This is a genomic window from Microcystis sp. M113S1, from assembly GCF_020246945.1.
Taxonomy (GTDB): domain Bacteria; phylum Cyanobacteriota; class Cyanobacteriia; order Cyanobacteriales; family Microcystaceae; genus Microcystis.
Genome location: NZ_JADBSA010000177.1, coordinates 1 through 10,228, shown reverse-complemented (window position 1 = coordinate 10,228; position 10,228 = coordinate 1). Strand labels below are relative to the sequence as shown.

Genomic DNA, 10,228 nt, shown 5'->3' with positions numbered 1-10,228 from the left:
TGTTGCGGGAATATCGGCGGGAAAAAGGCGTTAAATATCCGTGAGTGGGAATGTCTTTTCTGTGGAACTTTTCATGATCGAGATGTAAACGCTGCGGTAAATATCAAGGTCGCCGGAGGACATTCGGAGACTTTAAACGGATGTGGAGGAAAGCGTAAGACTTCTGTTAAAGAAGCAGCATCCCGTGAAGCGTCAACCCCATTCAGCGACCATTCTAAAAAGGTGGCGTGGTGAGGAATCGCCGTCCGTTTTACGGCGGGGAGGATGTCAAGGTGTAAAGTGTTTCTTAATGTTAGATTTTGGGACTATGCCCTCGTGATCGATCACTTTTTCTGCTCACCACAACTACGGGAGCGTCTTCAATGTTGAAGCAATTTTTAGTAATAGCGATCGCTTTCATGATTGGGTTAACTGGTCAATTAGTCCTCTCTTTACCCGCTACTCGTTTATCCGATCGAGAAATCTCTCAACAATTACAGACTATCCCGGGTTGGCAGTTACGAGATCAACGGATTGAAAAAACTTTTAAATTTAACAATTTTATCGAATCGATCGCTTTTGTTAATCGCTTAGTTACTCCAGCTGAATCCCTAGGCCATCATCCTGATATTACCATCAATTACAATCGCGTTACTCTTTCCCTCACTACCCATGACGTGGGAGGTTTAAGTAACTTAGATTTTGATTTAGCTCAACAAATTGATCGCCTGATTCCCTAGTTTTAAATCAGCTTTAACCCACACATTTATTATCTTGGCGAATATCCCAACTACCATCAACACGGAATAAAAATAAACAGCTTTTATCGGGTGTACCGGCAGCAACTAAAGTAATTCTGCCTAACTGTCCCCAAGAACCCCCTAACCCCCCCCTTGTATCGGCCCAACTAGCGCGATAAATTGTACCTTGATTACCCACAGATCCACTAACTCGGCGTAGGGTAGAATTATCAGTATCGATGCTAACACCACGAGTGATGGGAGTCCAATCGGTGACATTTTCACATTCGTCCCCTTGTACTTTTGCCACTTTAATCTGTTCGGTTTCACTTGCTGCCATGCACAAAGATAGGGGATGAGAACCTTCTCCTGTGGCTTGATAACGGGTATTTTTCCACTGTTGTGATATTTCAAAGGTGGCGATATTTAAGCGAATCCAAGCCATTAAACGATGATAAGCAGAAAGGGCAATAGTTAAGAGAATTCCTAATAAAATTAGGGTAACTAACATCTCGACTTGAGTTAAGCCAGAGGTAGATTTTTGCCGATTAAAAAGCTGGAAATTGCGAAAAGTATTGGGAGAAAGGTCTAAGATATTCATGAGCCTCATCTTGCCTTTTTATTTTCAATAAATTATGTAATTACAAAGGAGCAACAATTAACTTGCGCTAGGATAATCCACATAATTTCTTGCTGTTATTACGGACAAGATTGATGGCGATTGCTATTTTTTCTGCTCCGGGCAAAAATCAGCTAAATAAAAGCAATTTTCTAATTTTTTGGTCAATTCAGTTTATTTGCTCTGTTTATATAGCCAAATGTCCCGCTAACGAATAAATCCCAGTTGTCGTCTGGCCTCAAATAATCCGATTGCCACACTAACGGAAAGATTTAAACTTCTCACCCCCGGTTCCGCCATGGGAATATAAACCGTGTCATCACATTGATTTAATAAATCTGCCGGAATACCGTCGGTTTCACTGCCAAAAAGTAGCCAATCTCCGCTTTGATAGCTGTATTCCACATAACTGCTGCTGCCGCGCACAGTAAACCCGATCGCCCTTCCGCCGCTCTTTTGTTGACAAGCACAGAATTCATTTATTGTCAAGTGGTACATAAGTTTTACATAGGGCCAATAATCTAAGCCGGCGCGCTTCAGATAGCGATCGCTAATTTCAAAACCCAAAGGACCAACTAAATGCAATTCTGTCCTCGTTGCGGCGCAAGTACGGGCAATATTCCCCGTATTTGGCGGAATTTGCGGATTGATTAAAACCACTCGTAAAATCGGTTCAGTCATCAGTTATCAGTCATCAGTTATCGGTTATCAGTTGACTGTTTACAGCAAAAAACTCCCCACCTCTCAATTCATAATTCATAATTTATAATTCCCACTTTCCTATTGCTTGTTCCCTTATCTTTATGGGTGAGGACTAACTATACTGCATTCTGCCCCACCCTAGTCAAACTTATTTTAAATTGGCATAACTATCCATACTCAAGGGAACTAAATCGCCATGGATTGTCAAACCTAATAACATTGTTTCATTAGCGGGGATTAACTTGCCCGTAAGAGCGCAAATCTCATTTTTTCTAGCTGTAGCGTTAAATACTGCCCTTATATCACCAGCACAAAACTGAGGTCGATAATCCCCTGATTTCTGCTGAACGAAATTCCATAAGACATCGCGAATGAGTGCTTGATAACCTTGATTGCCGGAAATCTCTTTCAGCTTGTCTTTGAGGACTCTTTCTAGACGAATGCTAGTGACTTCCATCTCGGTGGTGGTGGTGCGTGTAATTGTCCGCATAATTTTCTTCTCCCAAATACTAAACATATTGGTGTTACAAGTGTAGTATAAGAGAGATACCTTTCACAAGCACAACCGGCGAAACCATCACCTCTGCTGCTCTTTTTATTTTTGTCTCATGCCTATTTTTCTCATTTTTGAACTGTCGAAAATTAATTATGTAACAAGTCCACTGTTAATCCAGTGAGAGTCCAGCATAAACAGCGATCATATTGATCAAATAATAACTATTCTTAATATACCGAAACCCCTAGAAAAAATTGTTATTGTTCCTCAGATTGACAATAAATCTAATTGTCTCCCCTGTAGTTCTTTAAACCTGATATTTTCTTGAGAATCTCTGGATAAATCTAAAGCTTTAATCACTTCTTTTGCCACCGCTTCCACCACGGGAATAGCCACAGAATTACCGAACTGTTTATAAGCTTGGACATCGCTGACAACAATCTGAAAACTATCAGGAAACCCCTGTAATCTTGCCCATTCTCTGGGAGTCATTCTGCGGACAAATAATTTATTTACCTCTCCCTTAATGCGAGTAACAGGAGTAAAATTAGTCAGTCTTTTATCGATAACTAAATTTCTTTCTTTTCCCATACCTCCCACCACAATCGCATTAGCGATACCATCGGGAGAAATAATCTCATACCCAAAACCATTACCTTTATCTTGATGTCTAGATTTGTGTTTAAATAAAGTTTCTAAATACTGATTAGAGAGATAATATTTAACGCTGACTTCCTTTTCTTCTAGGATATCTTCGAGACAAGTTTCTTGCTGGGTTGGTTGGGGATAGGAAAAATGATAAATATTCAAATCCTCTCGAAACCCGACGATAAAAATTCGGGGACGATTTTGAGGAACCCCAAAATATCTGGCATTTAAAATCTGGGGAGTGGGGACAAAATAATGCAAATCCTTTTCTAATATATCTAAAATAGTTTTTAAAGTTCTACCTCGATCATGATGGACTAATCCCTGGACATTTTCTAAGATAAAAGCTTTCGGTTTCTTTTCGTGTAAGATACGGGCAACTTCAAAAAATAAGGTTCCGCGTGCATCTTTAAAACCATGTTTTCTGCCGGCGATACTAAACGCTTGACAGGGAAACCCGCCGCACAGTATATCATGATCGGGTACAGTTTTCACCTCTAATTTTCTGATGTCTTGATTATCGGGTAAATGACCATAGTTAGCCAAGTAAACCTTTTGGGAGTGAGGATCGATTTCCGAAGAAAAAACGCATTGACAACCGAGATTCTCTAGGGCGATTCTAAATCCTCCTATCCCAGCAAATAAATCAATAAAAGTCCACATATTTTATCTATTCTAAGCTTTAGTTTTGATCCCTGAGACGATATTAAACCGGCTATCTTAGATTTTAGTATAAATGCTCGAATCTTTCTCGCCATCTCCCCCGCAACGCGCACGTAGATTTACAAAAATGAGATGCACCCAGAGGCACTGGCATACTACCGACTCGAACAACTGTCAAAATTAAAAGCCAAGTATGGGGTAGAATATCTTGACCCTGAAAGTGAGACGATCGACTTTTGAATAATCCAGTCCTTCCTTCCCGAAGCTGGTCATCGGACAAAGAAACGATCGTTTCCGCGGCCCCTGTTTATGAGGAGTTGACCGACCCCGGTGATTGGGAACAGTTAAAACGGGAACTAGACCAGAATCAAGACCTGATCGTCTCCTCGCAAGTCGATACTTCTTTTGCTTCCACCCTCGCTCCTTGGTCCTAGTCGGGTAAAATACTGGGGAAAAGAATTAAAATTTAACCTGGGCAATATTTGAGGACTAAAAAGTAATGGCCACAGAATTAGAAACCAAACAAGTTACTCCTACTCGCTGTTTAGTTGGTGCGGCAATTTCGGCAGCACTGGGGACAATTCTCTATTATCTCACGGCAGCGATCGGTCATTCTTTTTACTCAAAACCGATGGTTGCTCACAGTCCGATCGCCTTGAGAATTGGCAGTGCTGTCCGCACTTTAGTTTTTGGTTTAGCTTCTCTAGGAACCTTTATTTTTGCTTTTGTCACCATTGGTTTAATTCTTTTGGCTATCCAATTACTGCTTAAACGCCATCAACAAATATAAATTATGAATTATGAATTGGAAGTGGGGAAGTGGGTAAGTGGGGAGCTTTTCAGTGATCAGTAAACAGTAAACAGTGAACTGATAACTGATAACTGATAACTGATAACTGATAACTGATTAACGGACATTTTGAGCGATAAAATCTTCGATGAGTTGTTCTAAAGCGGCCGAGGAGGCGCGGGTAATCAGAAAACATCTAAACTCTTGGCCTTGACTGAGATATTGGGAATAGGCCGCCTGTAAAAAAGGTTTATAGCCGGGGTTTTTGCGAATATACACCTCAAAAAAGGCCAAAGATAGGGAATGGGCGTAACTATCGATCACATAGGGTGCTGGCAGGGTAAGATCGGCTATGGATTCGATCGCTTCGTTAATTCCCGCGTCTAGTACCGAAAAATCGACGTGAGCTTGACCTTCAATCAGAGCTAAATATTTATTTTCGGTGTTGAGCAGGGGAAAAGAGCGCACCTGTTCAAAAATAGCGGGGGTAGCGGGATCGTAGGTTCCTGCCGCTACAAAAGTGGGAATTTCGATCTTAGCTAGTCCTTTAGCCCCGAAAATACTCCAATTAAACGGATTAACCGCAAAAATCGCTTTGATTCTCCGATCGCGAAAGTTGTATTCTTCTCGGGGTAAATCCAAAGCACGACACTGCAGCAAGAGGGAGACATTGAGAAAAGCTAATCTTCTTTGGCAGTCCCGTTGTAAATTCTCGAAATCGATCGTCGCTCCACCCACGGCTAAGGCTGTATAACCGCCGAAGGAATGTCCACCAACTCCCACATTATCTACATCTAATTGCCCCTGAAATTCCCCCGCGTTGCGTCTTTGCAATTCATCGATCACAAAAGATATGTCCAATGGACGATTGACAAATTCGTTGCTATAAAAAACCGTCCGCGATAAACCGGCGAGCAGATTCTGCACCTGTAGGGTATCACTGCCGGGGTGTTGGGGCATGGCGACGAGATAACCGTAACTAGCCCAGTGTTCCGCTTGTCGGACAAAATCTTCAGGACGAGAAGCTAAACCGTGGGAAAAGACAATAACGGGGGTTTTCTGGGTTAATTGCCCCTTGGGTTTGACAATGATTAGATAAAGTTCCCTCTGACGACGGCTATCGGTTAAATCCAGCCGCATTTGTTCTACTTGTTGCGGTCCCGGTTGTCGGGGGTCGGTCATGGCGGTAAAATTAATTTCACCGGCCTTTTTAGCTTCTTCTAAGGATAATTGCGCCACCTTTTCCGTGAATACTGTGGTCGCTTTCAGGACGATATCGATCGCCCTAGCTAATCTTTGCACTCTTGTCACATCAATCTGCATATTAGTGGGCAGATTACGCAGCAGGTTAAGAATAGTTACCCCTCCCGGTTCAAAAGCTGATTTAATTAGGGCAGAACGCAGAGCGAATTTACCATTAATACCCCCTTGAATGGTGATCAGTTCCCCTAAAAGGTTGAGGATATCTTCCCCCATTGTGGTGTTAAAAAAGCGCGAGATCAGGACGGGATTAATTTCTTTAGTTGTGGTTAAAGCTTGGCGAAATTCTCTTTGTTGTTCGGGGGTAGTATTACCTAAATATTGTCTTAGATTAGCGTCAATTCTGCCAGTCTCGACAAACTTTTCTAGGGAACTAATTTCTAGGGTACGACTAAAGGGCGGTAAGATAAAAGTGATTCTCTCGGCCGAGAGGACAGGAAAGCTAGACAGTATCGTTCCCAAGCAACCAAGAGCGATCAAGCGACCAATTTTAGCTAATTGCAACAAGTTTTTCGGCTCCTTTTCTTTCTGCGATCCTATTCCCTCTGGATTATAACAGTAACCTGACAGTTTTTAACAGTGGTATGAAAATTCCAATCTTGCCGATTTCAAGCTACTTAATACCGGCGGTAGATGGTTTCAGGGCAAAAATGCCAAAGTTGCCACTACTTTCACCCCAAATTCTTCTTCAAAAACAGGTTTTTTATAGTCTAAACTCCACAATTCTAAAGCACAATCATCTTCAGCATTATTGGGAAAAAGATGCAGATGTAGGGTTCTATATTCAGGATCGTACTTACATTCAATCTTTTTAATCGCTCCTATTTGTCGCCGATCTAAAGCCACAGCCAAGCGCAGTATAGCACTTAAATGTCTGACCATATACTGATAGTATTCAGTTAATTTCATAAAATCATCGTGCCTTTTCTTCGGTTTACTTTTGCGGTGATAACGAGCGATATTAGCGATAACTTCTAACTCTATTTCCGTATAGCCCAACAGTTCACCATTGCGAATTAAATAATAAGAATGTTTATGATGGGCAGCATGACTAACATATAAACCACTATTGTGCAGTATAGCCGCTGCCCATAATAAATCTTTAGCCTCCTGATTCCAAGAATGTAATTGTGCTTGGGTTTGCTCAAACAAAGACAGGGAAAATGTCGCTATTCTCTCAGCAGATTCTAAATTAACTTGATACTTTTTCGCTATTTTCAAGACACTGCGCTGACGGATTTCACTCTGATAAAGTAACCGATTATCAATTAAACCGTGCGTCAGCATCCAATCGACGATTACCCCTTCTCGCAAGGCTCTTTCACAGAGAACTAACTTATCAACATCTAACATGGTCATCGCTTCCAAAAGCACGATCGAACCGGCTAGAATTATCTCGGCCCGTTTATCGGACATCCCCAGAATTGCCAGTCTTTGGTGATAGTCCAAAGTGGCGAAACGTTTGACCAATTCTTTGACATCTTTGCGGGTTAATTGATAACCATTTAAAGGATTGGGAATTTCCCCCAATTTCTCCAAAGCATGGATAGTCATCAAAGTTTCGATCGTCCCAGAAGTTCCCACTAAACGCGGCACTTCTCCCACCTGTAAATGATGTTTAATTTCCTCCACCGCCCGCTCTAACATTCCCCGGGTGTAGGCTCTTAAATAGGCTAATTCTGTGGTACTAATGGGATCGGTGGTGATCAAATCTTGGCTCAAACGCACAGCCCCGATTTTGGTACTACTAAGAAAGCGAATTTCTTGACTATCAGCTAAGATTAATTCTGTGGAACCACCACCGATATCGATAATAATATGGGCTTGATTTTGGAAATCCATTCCCGAGACGACACCGAGATAAATCCGGCGCGCTTCCTCCTGTCCGGAGATGAGATTTACGGAAATACCGACTTCTTTCGCGATTAAAGCCAAAAATTCGTCGCCGTTGGTCGCTTCCCGGGTGGCGCTAGTGGCAACGGCAATAATCTGATCCGCATGGAGACTAATAGCCAGATCGTGACAGCGTTTTAAAGCGGCGATCGCTCTTTCCATGGCCGCTAGGGTTAATTTACCAGTTTTTCTATCTCGATCGCCCAGACGGACTATATCCTTTTCTCTGGCAATAATCGTAAAAGCGGGTAAAGACGGTTCAATTGCCACTACTACCATGTGAACCGAATTCGTCCCAATATCGATCGCCGCTAGGATTTGGACATCGGAGGCTTTTCTAAGGGGCGCTAGTCCCCGATTGGGTATAACTTGATTAGAAATATTCACCATCGCTTATCAGTGATCAGTTACCAGTCGGGGGATAGGGGTTAGGGAAAAGGGCAAATAACCTTATTTGGCATCGGGATGTAACTCCGCCGCCTCTGACACCCGATCGATCGGGGTTGGTCTTATTATCCCTCTAATTGCCCGCCTCGGAGCCGCAATTTTGGCTTTGTATAGCAGTTATCTTATTCTTCAATATACAATTTTCGTTGCTCCAGGGCCAATTGCCGGAATTCCCCTTCCCCAAATTCTCCCTGCCAAGGACGGCGCTCTCGATCGCACTCGACTAAATAGATATAATCACAATCAACCCCTTCTAAATTGGTATTTTCGGCGATTTTCCAAGCTTCGATACAAGCACCCGTCAAGGTGGCTCCCTGTAAATTGGCTCTCATCACGTTACTATGGGCTAAATTTGCCCCTTCTAGATTAGCGTAGGCTAAATTTGCCTCACTGAAATTTGCCCTAGTCAGGTTGGCATTTTTTAAGTTAACCCCGGAAAGATTTAGTCCGCGAAAATTATAGCCAATATAAGCTTTATTTTCCCCTTGACCAGTAACCAGAAGATTTCTCATCGCAACTTCCTCCAGAATTGTCTTTTCCCAGCGCGCTCGCTCGATGCCCGATACCAGATAAAATCGAGTTCTAGTTAAATCTTTTGCCCTTAAATCAGTGGCTTTTAACTGCGCTCCCGTGAAATCAGCTTCTTGCAGATTTGCCCCGAAAAAATTTGTACCTTTACTGGCTAAAAAAGCAATTGCCATCGATTTCGTGACCGTTGCTCTCGATTCTTCTAGGGATAACCAGGCTAGATAAGCGGTGAATAAAGTAACACAAACCCCAACAATCAAAGCTATAGAAAAAGTTACATTCATCACGGCTATTCCTGCTAATGCTCCTTGAAAAGCTAGTATAATTACTGTCAATAAAGTTACAATTAAGCTGATAATAGTTGCTAGAATAAAACTTATTGCTTGACCAGAAATCAACGATAAAACTAAGGGCAATCCCCCAACTCGTTGACGATAAAATATTCCGTAAATTAGAGATAAAATTGTAATTATCACCGCACCAATGATTTTAAATTCGGTTACATCTGTCACCAGCATTAAAGCTAGATAATAACCAGCTAATCCCCACAGCAAGCCGCAGACAGCCGCTATTAACCAAGAAATTAAGATTAATTGTAGCCGACCGCGCTTTAGTAATCCTGCCCTGGCCTCTGTAAATTTAGTTCTCTCTAAAATAGCCCCTTGAAAATTAGTGCCACGGAGATCGGCTTGACTAAAATTAGCCCCCGATAAATTCTTTCCGTGAAAACACTGTCCTTTTAATTTTACTCCTGTAAAATCGCGTTTCCCTTTGGCATATAAATCTAGTACCTCACTTGCTCTCATAGAAATTACAGAGTTCTGTTTTTTGCTTGATTGATTAATGTAATTCATAAGCTGCCCGCGTATTTAAATTGCTTGTTGAGATCAGGCAAGAGGCAACAGGCAAGAGGCAACAGTAAAGGGATTGAGGGAGATTTAGCTAATCTAAGGAGAGGCGGTTAAAATGCGTTTTAGCTTAACAACTATCTATTATCTTTTTAAAATTAGCTTTGGTTATTTTTGTTGTAATTTATTAATTAAAAATAATGATGATAATTTTTAGTATTTCATTTACAGGAATCATACTAAATCCTGTTTAAAAGTTATTCACACTATTAAAAACGGATTTGGTATGATACTAAATCCAGTTATTAAAAACTGATTATTTATTCTCCCCTTTGCCTTTTGCCTCTTGCCTTTTGCCTGTCTGATATGTTACCTATACTCAACGGATTTGGTATGACTGGCAATTTCAGGAAAGATGCTCGCCTCAAATTAACCCAATTATATCCGTCAATTTTAACTGGACAGACCCCTGGGGTTGACATCCTCACCGCCGTAAACGGACGGTGATTCCCAAACCTCACGATTTAGGTTTCTGCTTCTTTCCCTTGCGGGGTTCCGCACCTGCCTTAACAGAGTAAATCTGTTCTGGTCTTATGGTCGCTCTACAGACTGACA

The 10,228-nt window shown here is 41.7% G+C and carries 11 protein-coding genes; 4 read left to right on the top strand and 7 right to left on the bottom strand.

All coding sequences use genetic code 11. From position 1 onward, the window contains the following. Positions 1-234 (top strand): zinc ribbon domain-containing protein (locus IM319_RS09070; protein WP_287735353.1); only part of this gene is annotated, 234 nt, incomplete at its 5' end. Positions 235-362: 128 nt separating this feature from the next. Next, positions 363-719 (top strand): 4a-hydroxytetrahydrobiopterin dehydratase, encoded by a 357-nt coding sequence (locus IM319_RS09065; protein WP_287078082.1) that lies wholly within the window; start codon positions 363-365, stop codon positions 717-719. A gap of 13 nt (positions 720-732) precedes the next feature. Here the strand turns inward: IM319_RS09065 and IM319_RS09060 are convergent, their stop codons facing one another. The 4 genes from IM319_RS09060 to IM319_RS09045 form a co-directional block, all read right to left on the bottom strand. Next, positions 733-1,320: a prepilin-type cleavage/methylation domain-containing protein gene (locus IM319_RS09060; protein WP_287735352.1), complete on the bottom strand. Its 588-nt coding sequence runs from the start codon at positions 1,318-1,320 to the stop codon at positions 733-735. A 225-nt stretch (positions 1,321-1,545) separates the two neighbouring features. After that, entirely contained in the window at positions 1,546-2,019 is a 474-nt protein-coding gene (locus IM319_RS09055) for a tRNA (cytidine(34)-2'-O)-methyltransferase (RefSeq protein ID WP_287686811.1), read from the bottom strand. Positions 2,020-2,188: 169 nt separating this feature from the next. Beyond that, on the bottom strand, positions 2,189-2,530 hold the full coding sequence (locus tag IM319_RS09050) for a hypothetical protein (protein ID WP_002754608.1): 342 nt from the start codon (positions 2,528-2,530) through the stop codon (positions 2,189-2,191). A gap of 273 nt (positions 2,531-2,803) precedes the next feature. Then, the gene (locus IM319_RS09045; protein ID WP_287735351.1) at positions 2,804-3,847 is read right to left on the bottom strand and encodes a DNA cytosine methyltransferase; all 1,044 of its coding nucleotides are present in this window, start codon (positions 3,845-3,847) and stop codon (positions 2,804-2,806) included. Positions 3,848-4,083: 236 nt separating this feature from the next. Between IM319_RS09045 and IM319_RS09040 the strand changes: the two genes are divergently transcribed. Beyond that, positions 4,084-4,281, top strand: a complete 198-nt coding sequence (locus IM319_RS09040; protein WP_287735350.1) for a hypothetical protein — start codon at positions 4,084-4,086, stop codon at positions 4,279-4,281. 65 nt (positions 4,282-4,346) lie between these two features. Then, positions 4,347-4,637 carry a DUF3082 domain-containing protein gene (locus IM319_RS09035; RefSeq protein ID WP_287735348.1) on the top strand — a complete coding sequence of 97 codons (291 nt, stop codon included), beginning with the start codon at positions 4,347-4,349 and terminating at the stop codon, positions 4,635-4,637. Positions 4,638-4,754: 117 nt separating this feature from the next. On the opposite strand, the gene IM319_RS09030 is transcribed toward IM319_RS09035, so the two are convergent. The 3 genes from IM319_RS09030 to IM319_RS09020 all read right to left on the bottom strand — a co-directional run bounded on the left by IM319_RS09030 (position 4,755) and on the right by IM319_RS09020 (position 9,571). After that, on the bottom strand, positions 4,755-6,404 hold the full coding sequence (locus tag IM319_RS09030; RefSeq protein ID WP_287735347.1) for an alpha/beta hydrolase: 1,650 nt from the start codon (positions 6,402-6,404) through the stop codon (positions 4,755-4,757). A gap of 132 nt (positions 6,405-6,536) precedes the next feature. After that, complete coding sequence (locus IM319_RS09025) at positions 6,537-8,180, bottom strand: Ppx/GppA phosphatase family protein (RefSeq protein WP_287735346.1); 1,644 nt, start codon at positions 8,178-8,180, stop codon at positions 6,537-6,539. 179 nt (positions 8,181-8,359) lie between these two features. Continuing rightward, positions 8,360-9,571 (bottom strand): pentapeptide repeat-containing protein, encoded by a 1,212-nt coding sequence (locus IM319_RS09020; protein WP_287735345.1) that lies wholly within the window; start codon positions 9,569-9,571, stop codon positions 8,360-8,362. Positions 9,572-10,228 lie beyond the last annotated feature (657 nt).

Bases quoted from the DNA above. Each gene is read 5' to 3' on its own strand.
- IM319_RS09050 (WP_002754608.1), bottom strand. From the start codon at position 2,530: ATGCGGACAATTACACGCACCACCACCACCGAGATGGAAGTCACTAGC.
- IM319_RS09035 (WP_287735348.1), top strand. From the start codon at position 4,347: ATGGCCACAGAATTAGAAACCAAACAAGTTACTCCTACTCGCTGTTTA.
- IM319_RS09055 (WP_287686811.1), bottom strand. From the start codon at position 2,019: ATGACTGAACCGATTTTACGAGTGGTTTTAATCAATCCGCAAATTCCG.
- IM319_RS09060 (WP_287735352.1), bottom strand. From the start codon at position 1,320: ATGAATATCTTAGACCTTTCTCCCAATACTTTTCGCAATTTCCAGCTT.
- IM319_RS09020 (WP_287735345.1), bottom strand. From the start codon at position 9,571: ATGAGAGCAAGTGAGGTACTAGATTTATATGCCAAAGGGAAACGCGAT.
- IM319_RS09045 (WP_287735351.1), bottom strand. From the start codon at position 3,847: ATGTGGACTTTTATTGATTTATTTGCTGGGATAGGAGGATTTAGAATC.
- IM319_RS09065 (WP_287078082.1), top strand. From the start codon at position 363: ATGTTGAAGCAATTTTTAGTAATAGCGATCGCTTTCATGATTGGGTTA.
- IM319_RS09025 (WP_287735346.1), bottom strand. From the start codon at position 8,180: ATGGTGAATATTTCTAATCAAGTTATACCCAATCGGGGACTAGCGCCC.